Raw genomic sequence first — 15,924 nt, 5'->3', positions numbered from 1 at the left:
CCGGTTTCCGAAGCCTTGGCGATCGAGCGCACCGGGCGATAGTTGGTGCCGGTGTAGTACTCGGTGATCCAGATGATCAGTCCGGTGATGATCAGGCCCACCAGCCCGCAATAGAACAGTGTGCGGCCGTTATAGGACTGTCCGGCAATCGCGGTTTCCATATCGCCCAGCGCATAGGAAATCGCCCACCAGATCGCGGGGATCGACAGGACGGCAGTGACCAGGAAGCCCTTGTACATGGCGCCCATGATGTTCTTGCCGCCGCCGAGGCGCACGAAATAGGTGCCGATGATCGAGGTGATGATGCAGACGCCGCCGATCAGCAGCGGCAGGCTCATCAACGCCATCAGGTTGTCTGCGCCTTTCAGCAGCAGCGCGGTCAGCACCATGGTCGCACCGATGGTGACGACATAGGTTTCGAACAGATCGGCCGCCATGCCGGCGCAGTCACCCACGTTGTCGCCAACGTTATCGGCGATCACTGCCGGGTTGCGTGGATCGTCTTCGGGGATGCCCGCTTCGACCTTGCCGACCAGATCGGCGCCGACGTCAGCAGCCTTGGTGAAGATCCCGCCGCCAAGGCGCGCGAAGATCGAGATCAGCGAAGCACCGAAGGCCAGCGCGACGAGGCCATTGACCACCGTACGATCCGCGCCGCCGACGCCGTGTCCGGCAGGGCCGGTCAGGAACGCGAAGTAGCCCGCGATGGACAGCAGAGCGAGACCGGCCACCAGCATCCCGGTTATTGCACCAGCGCGGAATGCCAGGGTCAGACCTTCTTGCAGCCCGACCTGAGCCGCCGCCGCGGTGCGAACGTTCGAGCGCACCGAGATGTTCATCCCGATGAACCCGGTCGCGCCGGAAAGCACGGCCCCGAGCAGGAACCCGCCAGCCGAAATCGGCGTGCCAAGGTTGTCGAGGAAATACCACACCAGCACCGCGACAACTGCGCCGACCATGGCGATGGTGCGATACTGCCGCCCGAGATAGGCTTGTGCGCCTTCCTGGATTGCGGCGGCGATTTCTTGCATCTTTTCATTACCTGCCGGTGCGCTGAGCACCTGGCGGCTGGTGACGAAGCCATAAACAATGGCCAAAAGTCCCAGCAGAATTGCGATCGTGACGAGATTCACGGGACGCTCCCCCAAATTGTTGACGTTCAATAGCGGAAGCCCCGCACGAATGCGGGGCAGCGCGCCCGGCTATAAGCGCGAATCGCCGCAATGCAACGCCTTGCAGCCCGTTTATGCCGAGTTTCCGCCGTGTTCATAGCCCAGCCGTCCGGTCGGCGGGACGTTGTCAAGCAGCAGCGGGTGCGGTCCGGCAGCGCGGACACTTCCGATTGCGGTCGCGGGGCAGGGCGGGGCTGCACCGGGGGGGAGCGTGAACAACAGCTGGTAGTCCTCACCCCAGCGCAGCGCTTCATCGCGGCGCTCCTCGCCAACGGCCATTGGAATTGCCTGTGAATTCAGTGCTATTGTGACACCAGATGCTTGTGCAAGGCGTTTACAGTCGAGCAGCAGACCATCGGACACGTCCATCATCGCTGTCACCCTCGGCGCCAATGCCTGTCCCTCGGCCAGCAGCGGCACCGGGCGGCGATAGGCAATGCTGTCTCCTGCACCGGTCTGCAGGGCTTCAAAGCCGGCCATCGCCGCACCCAGCGCGCCGGTTATCCAGACGCTGTCGCCCGCTTTGGCACCACTGCGCGAAGGCACCGGGCGGTGGGTGGCCCGGCCCAGCGCTGTTAGCCCCAGCACCTGCGCTCCGGTCCCGCCAATGGTATCGCCGCCCAGCAACGGAACCTTAAACTGCTCCAGCGCTTCACCAAGCCCCTGGGCAAATCGCGAGTCGTCGTGGCCAAGCTGGTAGCCGAGCAACAGGCCAAGTGGTTCTGCGCCCTTGGCGGCCAGGTCGGACAGATTGGTGGCGACCAGTTTCCACGCGACGTCGGCGGGATCATGCCCGGCCAGGAAGTGGATTCCTTCGGCCATCGCATCGTGAGTAAGGACAAGCGCCTCACCACCGATTTCCAGCACCGCGCAATCATCGTTCAAACCGCGCGCCGCGGGATGCGTGGCCAGCGCGCGCAAGGTGGCGATGAAGGCGGACTCGGTGGTCATCAATTTTTGATCCTCTCCATTTTTGGCGAATGCCACAAATGGGGATGTGGCAGACGCCGAAGGCGGCTGACGGAGGGGTAATGTTGCGAGGGCAGAAACCCCTCCGTCAGTCGCTGCACGACTGCCACCTCCCCATTTGCGCTAAAGCGAAAATGGAGAGGATCTTGATTCACCGCACGTCCTTGGCCACACTATCGAGCACGGCATTGGCGAACTTCGCCTCGCGCTTTTCGAAGAAGGCGTGGGCGACATCGACATATTCGCTGATGACGGTGGCGGTTGGCACATCGGCGCGGGCGAGCAATTCCCACGCGCCGGCACGCAAGATCTGAAGCATGGTCCGGTCAAGCCGCTCGAGCGTCCACGTATCCGAAAGTTTGGCGGCCAGCAGAGCGTCGATTTCCTCATAACGCGCGATCACGCCTTCGACGATCCCGTCAAAGAAATCGACCTCAGCCTGAACGTATTGATCGCCTTCGATCTCCGCGCCAAGCCGGTGGCGGTGGAATTCATCGAGCAGGCGGGCCAGCGGGGTTGATTCCATCGCGTGCTGGTAAAGCGCCTGCACGGCGGCAAGCCGGGCGGCAGAACGGCCCTTGCTGCGCGCGTTGGTTGTCATATTCCCAGTCTCACTTCGATCGAGCGCGCGTGGGCCTGCAGCCCTTCGGCTTCGGCCAGTTCGATGGCCGCGGGGCCGATCGCCTTCAAGGCCGCTTCATCCAGCTGGATGAAGCTGGTGCGCTTCATGAAATCAAGCACCGACAGGCCCGAGGAAAACCGTGCCCGGCGCCCGGTGGGCAGCACGTGGTTGGGCCCGGCCAAGTAGTCACCGACCGCTTCCGGGGTCATCCGGCCAAGGAAGACCGATCCGGCGTGGCGGATCTGCTTGAACATCTTTTCGGGGTTTTCGGTGGCGATCTGGACGTGTTCAGCGGCCAGCGCATTGGCCAGTGCCGGGGCTTCGTCAAGGCTCGCCACCTCGATGATCGTGCCGTGGGTGTTCCAGCTTTCAGACGCCACGCGGGCGGTGGGCAGCATTGCCAGTTCCACCCCGATGCGGTCGGCCACCATATCGGCGAACAGCGGGTCATCGGTAATCAGGATCGCTTGCGCGGCGGGATCGTGTTCGGCCTGGCTGAGCAGGTCGGCCGCGGTCCATTCGGGATCGTTCTGGCCATCGGCGATCAGCAGGATTTCGGACGGACCTGCCACCATGTCGATCCCCACCACGCCATAAAGCTGGCGCTTGGCTTCGGCTACCCAGCCATTACCGGGGCCGGTAATCACATCGACGGGTGCGATCCGGTCAGTGCCATAGGCCAGCGCGGCCACCGCCTGCGCGCCGCCGACGCGCCAGATTTCATCGACGCCTGCCAGATGCGCCGCGGCCATCACCAGCGGATTGATCACGCCTTTGGGGGTGGGGGTGACAACCACCAGCCGCTCGACCCCGGCAACCTTGGCGGGAATGGCATTCATCAGCAGCGATGAAGGATAGGCCGCCCGCCCGCCCGGTACATAAAGACCGGCCGCATCGACGGGGCGCCACTTTGCCCCCATCCGCACGCCAAGCTCATCGGTCTCGTCGCGGTTTTTGGGCAGCTGCTTTTCATGGAATGTGCGAATACGCTGGGCGGCCAGTTCCAGCGCCGCGCGCAGATCCGGCTTGAGCCCGTCATAGGCTTCGCGGCAAGCTTCCTTGCTGACGGTCCAATCGGCATCGCTGGCCAGCGCATAGCCATCCCAGCGCGCGGTCATCTCGGCCAGGGCGGTATCGCCGCGGTTGCGCACGTCGGACAGGATCACTTGCACATCGCGCGCAATGTTGTCGTCGCTCTCACGGCGATCAGAAACCAGGCGTTCAAAGGCCACGGCGAAATTCTTGTCGCGGGTATTGAGGCGCAGCATCAGGCGGCCTTCCGTTGCGCGACGAGCGCGCGGAACCGCTCGACCAGCGCGGCAACGCGCTCGTCTGTCTTGAGCGCGGCGCGATTGACGATCAGGCGTGCCGAAATCTGCAGGATGGTGGCACTCTCAACCAGCCCGTTGTCCTTCAGCGTCTGGCCCGAGGAGACCAGATCGACGATCCGGCTGGCCAGCCCAAGCCCCGGGGCCAGTTCCATCGCGCCGTTGAGCTTGACCACTTCGGCCTGCACACCTTGCGCCTCGAAATGGCGGCGGGTCAGGTTGGGATACTTGCTGGCAACCCGCATGTGGCTGGCGTGGCCGGCACCGGGCGTCTGCCCGGCCGGTTCGGCCACCGATAACCGGCAATGCCCGATATCGAGATCGACCGGCGCATAGAGATCGGAATAGGCAAATTCCTCGACCACGTCCGAACCGACGATCCCGGCCTGCGCGGCGCCGTGAGCCACGAAAGTCGCGACATCGAAGGCGCGCACGCGGATGATCCGCAGGTCGCCCTGTTCGCAGGCGAACGACAGTGCGCGGTTGTTCTTGTCGTGGAACGCGGCTTCGGGAACCACCCCGGCGCGCGCCATCAGCGGCAGCGCTTCATCAAGGATGCGGCCCTTGGGAACAGCGAAGGTCAGCGGTTTGGCCATAGCAGGCGGCCCTTACGGCGCATGGCGGAAAAGGGCAAGAACCGCAGTGTATCGCCCACTTGTGCAACGCAATAAAAAGGCGCAAGTGCTTCGCATCTGCAGCAATAAGCAGGAGAAATGACGATGGCGGAGAAATACCAATTTATCGATATCGGGGCCAGCGGGCCGGGAATCGTGGCCGCAGCGTTTGACAATCAGGTATCCTATTGCACAGCTTCGGGGGCAGAGCGCACTGCGCGGATTTGTGCGGCGCTGCGCGACCTGATCGTCTCGAACGGGGGCGGTGCGGTGCTGGAGCGCGTGCGGTCCTGGCCGGGCGCGCCGCTGGCCGATGCCTTGCCGCTGCGGTTGGCTGGCGGGCTGCATTCGCTGCATCTGACGGGTGCCGATCCGGCGCTGAGCACAATCTATGCGGGCACCTGCGCAACCGATGATGCGGCCATCGTAGCAGCCGCGCTGCGCACCCACGAAGCGGCGCTGCTGCCGTGGCTTGATGGCCCGCCGCAGACCAACGAGGCTGGGCGTTCTTCAAATTTCATCGCTGCGATGCTGTGGCTGGCAGACAAGGGTTTGCCGCTGCGCTTTCAGTGCCTTGAAATCGGTTCAAGCGCCGGGATCAACCTGATGCTGGATCGTTATCACTATGATCTTGGCGGCGTGCAGATCGGGCCAGAGCCGGGCGCGATGCGGTTTGCCCCCGAATGGCAGGGTGATGCCCCGCCCGCTCATGCAATCGAAATTCTCTCCGCCAAAGGCTGCGATGTCGCACCGGTCAACCTGACCGATCCGGCGCAGGCGGCCCGGCTCAAGGCCTATATCTGGCCCGAACACACCGTGCGATTTGAGCGGATGGAAGCCGCGATTGCCGAAGCCAAAAAGCGTGCGCCCGATCTGGTGCACATGAACGCCGCCGATTTCGTCGAGGCGGAGCTGGCCAAACCGCAAGCCGCTGGCACCACGCGGATGCTGATGCATTCGATAGTCTGGCAATATGTGCCCGAAGACCAGCAGGCCCGCGTCACTGCAGCGATGGAGGCGGCGGGAGCAATGGCCACACCCGATAAGCCGCTCGCCTGGGTCGCGCTCGAGGCCAACCGGGTGATGCATGTCCACGAAATGGTGGTGCGCTACTGGCCGGGCGGTGCGGCCGGTGAAATCGTCACTCGTGCACACCCGCACGGCGCGTGGATCGGCTGGGGCGGGAGCGAGCGGACGATCTAGCGGTTCTGCGCGGCCTCTTCGCGGGCCAGCCGCCGGGCGCGGCGGCGGTCCACCGTGCGGCGCATCGCATGGCCAATTCGCCAGTCTCGCCGCTCCATACGTTCGATCCAGCCGCCGTGGAAACTGCCCCATTCCCACACCGCGATGCCGCCAAACAGCGCCACGATTGCTCCATAGAAGACCAGTCCATAAGGGTGGCCAAACCAGCCCCACAGCGCCAGCGGGACCAGCGCATAAAGCCCATAGAGGTGGCTGGCCGGAAACCACGAATTGCCGCTCGAGATCCGTTTGAACCCGGCGAGGCCACCGATGAACAGCACGGTGCCGCCGATAATGACCGCCAGCATATCGGCATGCAGCGGCTCGCGCGGGTGCGCCAGCACCAGCTCATCCGCCACCGCCAGCACGACGATCCCGGCGACGATCGGAATGTGCCAATAGGTAAAGGCCTGCCGCCCGATCAGACCGGGCACGGTGTGGTTCTGGATATGATGCGCGCCGCGCCGCGCGCCCATATCGAAATAGAGCCACCACATCACAAACGAGCCGACAAAAGCCGTCAACAGTGCAGCATCGAGCCACGGCTGGGCGGCGGCAGCAGAATAGGTTGCCCCGGAAATCACCAGCCCTTCGCCCAGCGCGATGATGATGAACAGGCTGCAGCGTTCGGACATGTGCGAGCCCGATATGATCCAGTCGGACAGCTTCGACCGGCCCAGTCCCGGCACCCGCATGAACACCAGCGGCGCGGTATATTCGAGAGCCAGCGCTGCCAGCCACAGCCACAATTGCAGCTGCGGATCGCCGATCAGCGCACCGCCCAGCCACAGCGGCGCAGCGCCGCAGAACCAGACCGCGGCGCGGAGCATGTTGAGCCCGCTGCCAGCCTCTTCGCGGTGCTGGGCCCAAGCCACAAACAGGCAGCGCCCGATCTGCAGCGTAACGTAGGACGCGGCAAACAGCAGCGCCCCATCGCCAAACCCGTGCGGGATTGCCGCCGACATCATCAAGCTGAGCAGCATCAGGCTGCCCAGCAGCAGCCGCACCTCGGCGCGGTCAGGGTCGATCCAGTTGGTTGCCCAAGTGGTCCACATCCAGGCCCACCACACCGCGCCGAACAACACCGCAGTGCGCAGCGCCCCCAGCGGGGTCAGTTCGTCGAGCAGATAGTGCGAGAGCTGGGTGATCGCGAAGACGAACACCAAATCGAAGAACAGTTCGAGATTGGTGACGGGCGCGTGTCCGCCACCGTGGTTGCGCAGCAGCGAGCGGCGCTGGCGTGCCTCGGCGGCAGCAATTGCCGCGCCGATTCCGGGGCGCGGGCGGCTGACCTCAACCGGTTCGGCCAAGGAATTCCTCCATCGCGGCGTTGACGGCGGCGGGGGCTTCCCACTGCACGAAATGGCCGCTTCCCGGCACCTTGACCACGGTCAGATCGTCGATCAATTCATCCATGCCATCGAGGTTGGCTGGCGGCAGGGCGATATCGTCCATGGCCCAGATCACCATGGTCGGGATGGTCAACTTTGGGATCGGCACCGGTTTGTAATTGGCCGGTAATTCATAGGGTGCATCCATATCGAGCACCGCGACCGGGCTGGCGCGATACCAACTCAGCATGGCAATCGCGGCTTCGCGGTTTTCCCAATCGGCCTGCAAGGCAGCGCGTTCCTCGGGCTCCATCTTCGGATTATCGGGCGTTTCGCCGAATGCCTTGGCGAGCACGCCTGCCAGCCCGAACTGTTCGACCAGCTGGTCGCTTTCAGGATCGCGGAACAGGCGGAAATACTGGCTTGCTGCGCGCTGCTGGCGGTTGGTGTAAAGCAGTTTGGGAAAGATCGTGGGATGCGGCGCATTGGCGATGATCGCGCGCTCGACCCGGCCCATGCCCTGGCCCAGCAGCGCCACGCCCCAAGCCAGCGCGCCGCCCCAATCGTGCCCGACAATCGTGAACTTGCCCACGCCCAGCGCGGCGGCGAGCAGAAACACATCGCCGATCAGCTTGTCGGGCGTGTAGTTCTCTGCGCCTTTGGGCTTTGACGAACCGCGATAGCCGCGCTGATCGGGGACAATGCAGCGGAACCGGTCCGAAAACTGCGAAACCTGATGCCGCCAGGTGCGGTGGCTATCGGGAAAGCCATGCAGGAAAATCAGCACCGGACCGTCGCGCGGTCCCACATCCTGCACGTCAAGCGCGATCCCGTTGCCCAGATCGACGCGGTCCATTACTGCGCCCCGTCGTTCATGCGCTGGACATAGCCGGCCCCCATGAAAGCGCCGATCTGATCGAGCAGGGCATCCTGCATCCGCCGCGCTTCGCCCATCGCCTGTTCGGCGCCTTCGGCCACGATGATCTCGCGGTTGCCGGTCAGCATTTCGGCGATCATCTGCGCGGCGGCCACATCGGGGGCGATGCCGTTGTCGATCACCTTGTCCGATACCCCGCGCTTCGAGCCATCGGACGTCAGCGCGTTGCGCGAGACATCGGTGGCGATCGAACCGGGAAAAATATTGTGCACCTGCAGCCCCAGGTGGCCCACTTCGGCGCGCAAGGCATCGCCATATCCGGCCAGACCGAACTTGGCCGCGCAATAGGCAGTGCGCATCGGTACGCCGACCTTGCCTGCGATCGAACTGATATTGGCGATCCGGCCGCTGCCGCGCGCGGTCATGAGGGGCAGCAGCGCCTGGGTCAGCGCAATCGGGGCGAGCAGATCGACTGAAACGATCTTTTCATAGACCGAAAAATCGGTTTCCTGCGCCAGGCTGCGCTGCGAAATTCCGGCGTTGTTGACCAGCAGGTCGATGCCGCCCGACCAATCCCACGCCTTGGCCACCGCGGCCGGAAGCGCGGCGTAGTCAGTGGTCTCGAACGGCAGGACCAAGGTCTCGCCGCAATCCTTGGCCACAGCCTCCAGCGCTGCAACATTGCGGCCCGAGAGGATCACGCGCGCGCCCTGTTTCGCAAGGCCCCGCGCCAGTGCCGCGCCGATGCCCGAAGATGCGCCGGTGATCCACGCGGCCTGTCCTGCAAATGTCATGGAAGTCCTCTCTTAATCGCTGTTGGTCAGTGGTATCGCGGGGAGGGGGATGAATTCGTCGCTGTCACCGGGGACCAGCGGAAACTGTCCGGTTTCCCAATCCCGTTTGGCCTGGTTGATCGCATCGCGCCGCGAATGAACGAAATTCCACCACACATGGCGCGGGGTGGCAAAGGCACCGCCGCCCAGCAGCATGACCCGTCCTCCCAGCGTCGAACCCAGTTTCATCGCTATACCTGGGGCCAGCACATCGAGCGTGTAGGGTGCCAGCTCCACCCCGTCGATGTTCGCCTCGCCCGCAACCAGCATCACCGCGCGCTCGTCCGCCTCGGCATCGATCGGCAGGCTGCCACCGGGGGCGAGATTGATTTCGGCATAGATGGTCGGCGCGTGCTGCGTGGTTGGCGCGGTCTTGCCCCACAGGGTGCCCATGATCACCCGCGCAGAAACGCAGCTATCTTCGATCAGTGGCAGGTCGGCCAGCGATTCGAACGCGGGATCGGCATCCTCCAGCCCGTCTGGCAGCGCCAGCCAGGTCTGCATCCCGAACATCGGCTTGGCCTGTTCGCGCTGTTCGGGCAGCCCGCGTTCGGAATGGACGATGCCCTTGCCGGCGGTCATCAGGTTGACCTGGCCGGGCCGGATCGTCGCAACGCTGCCCAGACTGTCACGATGAAGAATCGCGCCCTCGAACAGCCAGGTGACCGTGGCGAGGCCAATATGCGGATGGGGCCGGACATCCATGGCCTGCCCGGCGGGAATAGTCGCCGGGCCGAATTCATCGACGAAGATGAACGGGCCGACCATCACCCGGCCGGGACTGGGCAACACCCGGCGCACCTTGAACGCGCCCAGATCGTGCGTGACCGGCTGGATGGTGGAAAGGTTCGTCATGTCCGCTGCACTCAATCGTCTTTCGCTTTTGCCCCGAATTGCTTGGCCGCAGCCAGAAGCTCAGTCGGGAACATCGCGATGATGGTGGAATTGTGCTCAACCCCGATCTCGCTCAACGTCTGAAGCCGCCTGAGCTCGAGCGCGCCGGGAACCTCGCCGATTGTCCTGGCTGCCTCGGCCAGCTTGGCTGAGGCTTCGTTTTCGCCTTCAGCCTTGATAATCCGGGCGCGCTTCTCGCGGATTGCCTCAGCCTCGCGGGCAATCGCACGCTGCATCTGTTCGGGAATATCGAGGTCCTTGATCTCGACCGCATCGACCGTCACGCCCCACTGCTTGACGGTCTTGTCGAGCAATTCGAGCAGCCGCGCATTGATCGAAGTGCGGTCCTTGAGAATCAGATCTAGCTCGCTCTGCCCGATCGCATCGCGCAGCCCCGTTTCGGCGGCCTGGATCACGGCGCTGGTCCAGTCCATCACCGTGGTTACCACCTTGGCCGCATCGACCGCGCGGAACCACAGCACCGCGTTGATCTTCACCGCCACCCCGTCGCGGGTCACAGTTTCCTGCGTGGCGAGCGCGTAGGTGATCACGCGCTGATCGATCTTGACCACGCGTTCAATGATCGGGATTAGCCAGAACCAGCCGGGGCCCTTGGTTTCCTTGAGTCGGCCGAGCCGGAACACCACCCCGCGCTGGTATTCCTGGTTGATTCCGAAGCTTTTCAGCGCGAGCACTACCGCAATGAGGGCGAGGAAAAGGCCGAAGCCAGAAAATGCTGCGGGCATTTGATACCTCTCTATTCACCCGGGGCCCGGGCTTTGACCGCGAGAGCATGGACCCGCTGGCCCGGAATGTCACCCAACGCGGCATTGACCATGCGCTGGCGTTGCAGCCGCGATACGCCGGCAAAGGAGGCGCTTTCGATTGCAATCGTAAAGTGCGATTCGCCCGAACCATCGTCGCCCGCATGGCCGTGATGCTTCGCGCTGTCGTTGATCACAGCAAGGGTGATCGGATCGAAGGCTGCGCGCAGCAGCGACTCCATTTCCAGTGCAATTGGTCTGCTCATGACTTTTCTTCTAGCCGAACAATCGCCATGTGGAAGCGGTGAAACAGGATCGTTTTCATGGACGGGTCGGCGGCCGCAGCCGGTTGTGCGAATGGCCGGGTTGCTGCGACCACGGCGAATTTCGCGCGCCGGGCCCACGTGGACCGGGCTTCGACGGGCCGGGCCAGTATCGCTGGTTCTGCCTTGATCACGTGCGCCAGTTCAACGCCGGGTATGATTGGTTCGACGGGATGAGCCCGGAACAAATTCTGGCGGCGCAGCATCCGGTCCACGGCTGGGACCGGCAAACCCGCGCATTTTCGCCAACCGCCGGGATCGATGCGGCGCCGCGCTGGGCCGATTTCGCCGATCCGCTGGAAGCCATTGCCAGGCGGGCCCGCGCCCGGCGCCCGGCCGAGCGCGCCGATGGCATGGTCTTCACCCCCGATCAGCGCCGCGCGCTTGATGCGCTGGGGCTGGACATCGACATCGACCGGCGGGCCTTGCGCAAGCGCTATTCCGAATTGGTCCATGCGCTGCATCCCGATCGCAACGGCGGCGACCGTTCGAGCGAAAAGCGCCTGCAGTCGGTGGTTGAAGCGTATCAGCTGCTGCGGACGGCCGCGGCTTTCGCCTAGGCGGCCGGCTGGCCGATTTCTCCAAGCAGGTCAGTGAACCACGGCTGCGCCGTATCGAACACCTTGCCGCCGCGAATGCGCGGGAATTCGATCGTCCGCAATGGTTCGCCGCTGACTTCTTCATCGTGGCCGACGACCCCTGAAATTCCGGCCAGTCCGCTTGCCACCGCATGGCTGCACATCGCCTCGATCAGCGCGAGGTCTTCTGCATTAGCGCGGGCCGAGCGGGCGAAGTAGCCGCTTTTCTGGACCAGCACCTTTTCCGCGCCAAGCCGGATGGCGAACTGATCGGCGAACCATTGACCGGGGTTGATCGTATCGATCCGGACATGGCCAAAGGCATCGCGCACAACCTCCTGCCCGCGCGCCTGCATTTCGGCCAGGATATCGCCCACCCCGGCGCCTTCGGACAGGAAGATCGACACACAATCCTTGCGGTCCATCGCCGCGCGCAGCCGCGTCGCCTCAGCCTCCAGATCGATCGGCATTTCGGGGACGTAGATTGCGTCGATATCGAGCAGATCCATCGAATATTCGGCATCGACGAGGAATTTCTGGCCTTTCAGCCGCTTGCGGTATTCTGCGGCCGTCGCCGCGCACAGCCAGCCGCAATCGCGCCCCATCACTTCGTGGATCAGCAGGATGCGCGGGCTTGAACTCTGTTCGTTGACCGCGTTTTCCCAGAACACCGCGCCCTGTTCTGCGGCTGATGCGGCGCCCAGCGTCTGCCGGACCGGGACCACATCGTTGTCGATCGTTTTGGGCAGGCCGACCACGGTGAGGGGATAGCCGTTGTCGTCCAGATAGGCGGCAAGGTCCGCCGCCGTGGTGTTGGTATCATCGCCGCCGACGGTGTGCAGGATCGTCACGCCGTCCCTGACCAGTTGTTCGGCAGCAACGTGCAGCGGGTTCTGCCCTTCGGCAACCAGTCCGCGCTTGATGCAATCGGCCACGTTGGTCAGTTTGACGCGGCTGTTGCCAAACGGCGATCCGCCGTGCTCGATCAAGGTCAAGGCATCGATGCGGGCCTGCTCGCTGATCTGCACAGACTGGCCCTGCAACAGGCCCATATAGCCGTTTCGGTAACCGATAATCTCTGCCTCAGGGGCAGCCCTCGAATAGTCCGAGATCAGATATCCGACCGCAGCCGAAAGGCATGGCGCAATCCCGCCCGCGGTCAACAGCGCAATCTTGGGCGTAGTGGGCGTGGTCATGGCAGCAGATTAGGACCGCACGGCGCGCAGGGCTAGGCCGATGGTGACGTATTCATTGCCCGCCGGGCGAGGTAGAAAATCGGCATGCCGACCAGGAACACATGGGGAAACAGCTCATTCGCAAGCTTGAGCTTGTCGGGGCTGGGAAATTCGGTGCCAAAACGCAAATGCAAAACCACCCCCGCCATCACGCCGTAAAGCACCAGCCCGTAGAGCGTCCCGGCCTTCCACGGCGCGATCTCTCCCAGCGGGGTCTGGCGCGCCAGCCAGAAACCGGCCGCGACCATGGCCGCCATGATCGCAAAGTGGACCAGCAAACCCAGCACGCTTCCGGCCAGGCCCCAAGCGCGCGCTGCATCTCCGAACGGGCCCGACGCCACCGCGCGCAGCATCGCCAGCGGTCCGTGCCCCGCCACCAGTGACGTGGCGGCGGCGTAGAGAATGTCGAGGCTGCCGCACAGCAACCAGGCCATCACAAACGGGCGGCGCATCGCGCTATCCCGCTTCGCACAGCGCCTTGAACTGGTCGGCCATGATCCCCCAGCCTTCGTCGAAGCCCATTTCCTTGTGGTGTGCCATGCTTTCTGGCGTCCAGTGCCGCGCACGGCCGGTGTAGCGGGTGCCCCCTTTGCCGTTGATTTCTTCCGCCGCGATTTCCCAGATACCCAGCATGAACGGGCCGGAGGGCTGCAGATCGCCCTCGATCGCATCGGTTACCGCGATGCGGCGGCCTTCTTCCCAGGCAAGGATGAAGCCGGGATGCTCGTTCTTTTCGCCGTTCGGGCCGAACATCGTGGTGTGGGTCTTGCCCCCGGCGGTGCGCGAACCCCAGTTAACCTCGGCACGCCACGGCTTGGGGCACCACCATGCGTTGGTCTGCTCGGTCAGCACCTGCCACACCTTGCCCGGGGCGGCGTCGATCAGGCGGCTTACAGAAAGTTCGTACATCAGGCAGATCCTCTTGTTATGCTGTCAGTCCCGGTCGGGTGCACCGAGCGGGAAGTAATGGCGAAATTGCCGCGCGTCATCCACGCAGCGTACAACCGGCGGCAAGGCCAGCAAGTGCGCGCGCCACGCCTTGAGGCGCGGATAATCGGCGGGAATCGCGATCACCCAGTCGGCATAGAACAGACTGGGCGCGGCGGCGCATTCGACCAGCGTGATTGCCTCGCGCTGCGTGTAGTGCTCAAGCCAGCCTTCGATCCAGCGATAGGAACGCAGCAGCTTTTCGCGCACCAGATCGCGTGCCGCTTCGGCCGGCAAGCCAGAATCGGTGATTTTCGCGCCGACCGCACCCCGCATCGTGTTCATCACGTGGAGATCGAACACCCGATCCCACATCCGCACCAGCACCGCCGCCGCCGGATCGGCTGGCACAAAGCGCTGCGGCCCGGGATGGTGCAAATCAAGGTATTCGATGATCGCCGTTGCCTCGAAGATCGTGACAGCGCGATCTGCCAGAACCGGAAACTGTCCGCTGGGCCCGGCAGCGGCGACAAACGCATCGTCTGCCTCGTTTCCTTCGCCAATCCCGCAGAATTCGAACGCGGTGTCATTGGCATAGAGCGCGATCAAGGCCTTCCAGGTATAGCTGGAAAAAAGGTGCCCATAGAGTTCCAGGCTCACTTGTAGGCTCCCTCGCGCAGGTTGATCGCGTGTTCGGCCCAAGCCTTCAGCGCCATCAGCATCTGCGACCAGCCCATGCAATTGTCATAGCTGGCCTTGCGCCCCGCAGCATCATCGGCCCAGCCGCTCTCGCTGACTGAGACCTTGGTACGGGCGCCATCATCCACCGCTTCGAACGTGAAATCGACCTCATTTTCGCCGCTGCCATCGCTGCGGAACCAGGCAAGGCGGATCCGGTCTGGCATTTTCGCCTCGAGCACCCGGACTGGAAAGGCACCTGGAAAATCGTGGAAGTCCCACTGCGCCGTGGCGTCGCTTTCCAGTCGGCCGGTCGCCCCGCCGGTGGTGAAATAGCGCGAAAGCTGCGCCGGATCGGCTACCGCTTCGAACACCGCGGCCGGGGGGCGTGCGACATGGATCCAGACGGTGAAACCGGGTGCCACCCGCTCAGCCCTGGCCGCGCGCGGCGGCTTCGATCGCGGCGTGATCGATCTTGCGCATGGTCATCATCGCCTGGAACACGCGGCCGCGCACCTCAGGATCGGGGCTGGCCATGCCATCGGTCAGGACGCGCGGGGTGATCTGCCAGTTGACGCCCCACTTGTCCTTGCACCAGCCGCAGTCGCTTTCCGCGCCGCCGTGATCGACGATCACGCGCCAGTAACGGTCGGTCTCATCCTGGCTATCGGTCGCGATCTGGAAACTGAAGGCTTCGCTGTGCGGAAAGATCGGGCCGCCGTTGAGGCCGATGCAGGCCAGCCCCAGCACGGTAAATTCCACCGTCAGCGGATCGCCCGCCTTGCCGCCGGGAAAATCGGTCGGCGCGCGCATGACCCCGCCCACCGAGCTGTCCGGAAAGGTCGCCGCATAGAATTCTGCGGCCTCTTCAGCGGCACCATCGTACCACAGGCAAAGGGTGACCTTGGTCATTTTTGCTGCTCCGCAATCAAGGCGGCATCAATGCTCTTTGCCGCCACATAGGCCGGGCGGGCCTGCAGCCGTTCGGCATAGGCAACAAACGCACGGCGCGGCGGGATCGATCCAAAGGTCAGCCCCCAATCGACCTGGCTGCCGACATAGACGTCGGCCGCGGTGAAGCGCGGCCCGCAGACGAAGAGGCGGCCATCAAGGTGCCCTTCAAGCGTATCGAGAACGCGTTCATAGCTGCCGAATCCGACCATGCCAGCGCGGCCTTCGGGCACTTCCCAGCCCATCGACTTGCTGACAATCGCCTGCTCAACCGGTCCTGCTGCGAAGAACAGCCAGCGGTAATAGTCGGCCAGTTCGGCATCGCTTGGCAACAGCCCCGCTTCGGGGTGAATTTCGGCCAGGTAGGCACAGATCGCGGCGCATTCGGTAATCACCCGGTCGCCGGTCTCGCTATGGTGGACCAGCGTCGGCACCTTGGCCATCGGGTTGGCCGCCACGAACGCTGCAGGCTTGGCGGCCCAATCGACCAGCACCTGGCTGTAGTCCGCACCCGCTTCGTGCAAGGCCCACCGCGCAATCTGGCCGCGACTCATCGGGTTGGTGTAGAAGGTGTAGGTGGCCATGG

The 15,924-nt window shown here is 64.0% G+C and carries 20 protein-coding genes; 2 read left to right on the top strand and 18 right to left on the bottom strand.

The window, feature by feature from the left end; genetic code table 11:
* The 5 genes from RMN99_RS09380 to hisG form a co-directional block, all read right to left on the bottom strand.
* Window positions 1-1,133, bottom strand: a 1,133-nt coding sequence (locus RMN99_RS09380) for a sodium/proton-translocating pyrophosphatase (protein ID WP_309623051.1), incomplete at its 3' end; no start/stop codon positions are given.
* Between the two features lie 111 nt (window positions 1,134-1,244).
* A complete protein-coding gene (gene thiL, locus RMN99_RS09375; RefSeq protein ID WP_309623050.1) occupies window positions 1,245-2,123 on the bottom strand; it encodes a thiamine-phosphate kinase in 879 nt (292 codons plus the stop codon).
* A gap of 169 nt (window positions 2,124-2,292) precedes the next feature.
* Window positions 2,293-2,742 (bottom strand): transcription antitermination factor NusB, encoded by a 450-nt coding sequence (nusB, locus tag RMN99_RS09370; protein WP_309623049.1) that lies wholly within the window; start codon window positions 2,740-2,742, stop codon window positions 2,293-2,295.
* Window positions 2,739-4,031 (bottom strand): histidinol dehydrogenase, encoded by a 1,293-nt coding sequence (gene hisD, locus RMN99_RS09365; RefSeq protein ID WP_309623048.1) that lies wholly within the window; start codon window positions 4,029-4,031, stop codon window positions 2,739-2,741. Before hisD ends, nusB begins: the two co-directional genes overlap by 4 nt.
* Window positions 4,031-4,687 carry an ATP phosphoribosyltransferase gene (gene hisG, locus RMN99_RS09360; protein ID WP_309623047.1) on the bottom strand — a complete coding sequence of 219 codons (657 nt, stop codon included), beginning with the start codon at window positions 4,685-4,687 and terminating at the stop codon, window positions 4,031-4,033. Before hisG ends, hisD begins: the two co-directional genes overlap by 1 nt.
* A gap of 117 nt (window positions 4,688-4,804) precedes the next feature.
* Between hisG and RMN99_RS09355 the strand changes: the two genes are divergently transcribed.
* Window positions 4,805-5,908, top strand: a complete 1,104-nt coding sequence (locus RMN99_RS09355; protein ID WP_309623046.1) for a DUF2332 domain-containing protein — start codon at window positions 4,805-4,807, stop codon at window positions 5,906-5,908.
* On the opposite strand, the gene RMN99_RS09350 is transcribed toward RMN99_RS09355, so the two are convergent.
* Genes RMN99_RS09350 through RMN99_RS09325 form a run of 6 tightly spaced genes read right to left on the bottom strand, consistent with a single transcriptional unit; the run spans window position 5,905 to window position 10,912 of the window.
* Window positions 5,905-7,257, bottom strand: a complete 1,353-nt coding sequence (locus tag RMN99_RS09350; RefSeq protein WP_309623045.1) for a low temperature requirement protein A — start codon at window positions 7,255-7,257, stop codon at window positions 5,905-5,907. The genes RMN99_RS09355 and RMN99_RS09350 overlap by 4 nt on opposite strands.
* Window positions 7,241-8,134, bottom strand: coding sequence for an alpha/beta hydrolase (locus RMN99_RS09345; protein WP_309623044.1), 894 nt, complete (start codon window positions 8,132-8,134; stop codon window positions 7,241-7,243). The genes RMN99_RS09350 and RMN99_RS09345 overlap by 17 nt, the downstream gene beginning before the upstream one ends.
* Window positions 8,134-8,949, bottom strand: coding sequence for an SDR family NAD(P)-dependent oxidoreductase (locus RMN99_RS09340; RefSeq protein ID WP_309623043.1), 816 nt, complete (start codon window positions 8,947-8,949; stop codon window positions 8,134-8,136). The genes RMN99_RS09345 and RMN99_RS09340 overlap by 1 nt, the downstream gene beginning before the upstream one ends.
* A 12-nt stretch (window positions 8,950-8,961) precedes the next feature.
* Entirely contained in the window at window positions 8,962-9,843 is an 882-nt protein-coding gene (locus RMN99_RS09335) for a pirin family protein (protein WP_309623042.1), read from the bottom strand.
* An 11-nt stretch (window positions 9,844-9,854) separates the two neighbouring features.
* A complete protein-coding gene (locus RMN99_RS09330; RefSeq protein ID WP_309623041.1) occupies window positions 9,855-10,628 on the bottom strand; it encodes an SPFH domain-containing protein in 774 nt (257 codons plus the stop codon).
* Between the two features lie 11 nt (window positions 10,629-10,639).
* The gene (locus tag RMN99_RS09325) at window positions 10,640-10,912 is read right to left on the bottom strand and encodes a BolA family protein (protein WP_309623040.1); all 273 of its coding nucleotides are present in this window, start codon (window positions 10,910-10,912) and stop codon (window positions 10,640-10,642) included.
* 38 nt (window positions 10,913-10,950) lie between these two features.
* On the opposite strand from RMN99_RS09325, the gene RMN99_RS09320 reads away from it, so the two are divergent.
* Complete coding sequence (locus tag RMN99_RS09320) at window positions 10,951-11,529, top strand: J domain-containing protein (RefSeq protein ID WP_309623039.1); 579 nt, start codon at window positions 10,951-10,953, stop codon at window positions 11,527-11,529.
* Here the strand turns inward: RMN99_RS09320 and RMN99_RS09315 are convergent.
* The 7 genes from RMN99_RS09315 to RMN99_RS09285 are packed head-to-tail and all read right to left on the bottom strand — an operon-like array spanning window position 11,526 to window position 15,922.
* On the bottom strand, window positions 11,526-12,743 hold the full coding sequence (locus RMN99_RS09315) for a pyrophosphate--fructose-6-phosphate 1-phosphotransferase (protein WP_309623038.1): 1,218 nt from the start codon (window positions 12,741-12,743) through the stop codon (window positions 11,526-11,528). The genes RMN99_RS09320 and RMN99_RS09315 overlap by 4 nt on opposite strands.
* Window positions 12,744-12,775: 32 nt before the next feature.
* Window positions 12,776-13,234 (bottom strand): hypothetical protein, encoded by a 459-nt coding sequence (locus tag RMN99_RS09310; RefSeq protein ID WP_309623037.1) that lies wholly within the window; start codon window positions 13,232-13,234, stop codon window positions 12,776-12,778.
* 4 nt (window positions 13,235-13,238) lie between these two features.
* Entirely contained in the window at window positions 13,239-13,691 is a 453-nt protein-coding gene (locus RMN99_RS09305) for an SRPBCC domain-containing protein (protein WP_309623036.1), read from the bottom strand.
* A gap of 24 nt (window positions 13,692-13,715) precedes the next feature.
* Window positions 13,716-14,369, bottom strand: a complete 654-nt coding sequence (locus RMN99_RS09300) for a glutathione S-transferase family protein (RefSeq protein ID WP_309623035.1) — start codon at window positions 14,367-14,369, stop codon at window positions 13,716-13,718.
* Window positions 14,366-14,812: an SRPBCC domain-containing protein gene (locus RMN99_RS09295; RefSeq protein ID WP_309623034.1), complete on the bottom strand. Its 447-nt coding sequence runs from the start codon at window positions 14,810-14,812 to the stop codon at window positions 14,366-14,368. The genes RMN99_RS09300 and RMN99_RS09295 overlap by 4 nt, the downstream gene beginning before the upstream one ends.
* 4 nt (window positions 14,813-14,816) lie before the next feature.
* Window positions 14,817-15,299, bottom strand: a complete 483-nt coding sequence (locus RMN99_RS09290) for a VOC family protein (protein WP_309623033.1) — start codon at window positions 15,297-15,299, stop codon at window positions 14,817-14,819.
* Window positions 15,296-15,922, bottom strand: coding sequence for a glutathione S-transferase family protein (locus RMN99_RS09285; protein ID WP_309623032.1), 627 nt, complete (start codon window positions 15,920-15,922; stop codon window positions 15,296-15,298). The genes RMN99_RS09290 and RMN99_RS09285 overlap by 4 nt, the downstream gene beginning before the upstream one ends.
* Between the last annotated feature and the right edge of the window lie 2 nt (window positions 15,923-15,924).

The organism is Novosphingobium sp. (genome assembly GCF_031417815.1).
Classification (GTDB): domain Bacteria; phylum Pseudomonadota; class Alphaproteobacteria; order Sphingomonadales; family Sphingomonadaceae; genus Novosphingobium.
Note: the sequence above shows the minus strand (reverse complement) of the source record. Positions and strands in the feature narration are given on the sequence as shown.

Excerpts from the sequence above, each read along its gene's own strand:
- RMN99_RS09310 (WP_309623037.1), bottom strand. The coding sequence starts at position 13,234 with ATGCGCCGCCCGTTTGTGATGGCCTGGTTGCTGTGCGGCAGCCTCGAC.
- RMN99_RS09305 (WP_309623036.1), bottom strand. The coding sequence starts at position 13,691 with ATGTACGAACTTTCTGTAAGCCGCCTGATCGACGCCGCCCCGGGCAAG.
- RMN99_RS09345 (WP_309623044.1), bottom strand. The coding sequence starts at position 8,134 with ATGGACCGCGTCGATCTGGGCAACGGGATCGCGCTTGACGTGCAGGAT.
- RMN99_RS09315 (WP_309623038.1), bottom strand. The coding sequence starts at position 12,743 with ATGACCACGCCCACTACGCCCAAGATTGCGCTGTTGACCGCGGGCGGG.
- RMN99_RS09325 (WP_309623040.1), bottom strand. The coding sequence starts at position 10,912 with ATGAGCAGACCAATTGCACTGGAAATGGAGTCGCTGCTGCGCGCAGCC.
- nusB (WP_309623049.1), bottom strand. The coding sequence starts at position 2,742 with ATGACAACCAACGCGCGCAGCAAGGGCCGTTCTGCCGCCCGGCTTGCC.
- hisD (WP_309623048.1), bottom strand. The coding sequence starts at position 4,031 with ATGCTGCGCCTCAATACCCGCGACAAGAATTTCGCCGTGGCCTTTGAA.
- RMN99_RS09340 (WP_309623043.1), bottom strand. The coding sequence starts at position 8,949 with ATGACATTTGCAGGACAGGCCGCGTGGATCACCGGCGCATCTTCGGGC.
- RMN99_RS09330 (WP_309623041.1), bottom strand. The coding sequence starts at position 10,628 with ATGCCCGCAGCATTTTCTGGCTTCGGCCTTTTCCTCGCCCTCATTGCG.
- RMN99_RS09355 (WP_309623046.1), top strand. The coding sequence starts at position 4,805 with ATGACGATGGCGGAGAAATACCAATTTATCGATATCGGGGCCAGCGGG.
- hisG (WP_309623047.1), bottom strand. The coding sequence starts at position 4,687 with ATGGCCAAACCGCTGACCTTCGCTGTTCCCAAGGGCCGCATCCTTGAT.
- thiL (WP_309623050.1), bottom strand. The coding sequence starts at position 2,123 with ATGACCACCGAGTCCGCCTTCATCGCCACCTTGCGCGCGCTGGCCACG.
- RMN99_RS09285 (WP_309623032.1), bottom strand. The coding sequence starts at position 15,922 with ATGGCCACCTACACCTTCTACACCAACCCGATGAGTCGCGGCCAGATT.
- RMN99_RS09335 (WP_309623042.1), bottom strand. The coding sequence starts at position 9,843 with ATGACGAACCTTTCCACCATCCAGCCGGTCACGCACGATCTGGGCGCG.
- RMN99_RS09290 (WP_309623033.1), bottom strand. The coding sequence starts at position 15,299 with ATGACCAAGGTCACCCTTTGCCTGTGGTACGATGGTGCCGCTGAAGAG.